1 protein-coding gene is annotated in these 295 nt (G+C 76.9%); it reads right to left on the reverse strand.

The window, feature by feature from the left end:
• A partial coding sequence (locus ACFFNX_RS49375; protein WP_378213403.1) for a hypothetical protein occupies window positions 1–295 on the reverse strand: 295 nt, incomplete at its 3' end.

The following is a 295-nucleotide window of genomic DNA, read 5'->3' on the forward strand; positions in this document are numbered from 1 at the left end:
CCGCGTCGCCGTCCGCGGTCACCGTGAAGGTGAGCCGGCCCGCCGCGGGCCGCGCCCACACGTCCGCGAGGCGCACCGCGCCGGTGATCCGGAGCCGGGCCGGGCCCCACAGCCCCTGGTGGACGAGCCGCGGGCAGAAGTCCCAGCCGTAGCCCATCCGGCCCTTGTGCACGGTCACGGCCTCGGTGCGGCCGACCTGCGGTTCGCTGACGGGAGCCGGGTCGACCACGACCGCCAGCGTGTGCTCGCCGGCGCCGAGCCGCCCCGTCACCTCCGTCACGAGCGGGACGAACAT

This window comes from Actinoallomurus acaciae (assembly GCF_042429965.1).
In the GTDB taxonomy this organism is placed as follows: Bacteria; Actinomycetota; Actinomycetes; order Streptosporangiales; family Streptosporangiaceae; genus Actinoallomurus; species Actinoallomurus acaciae.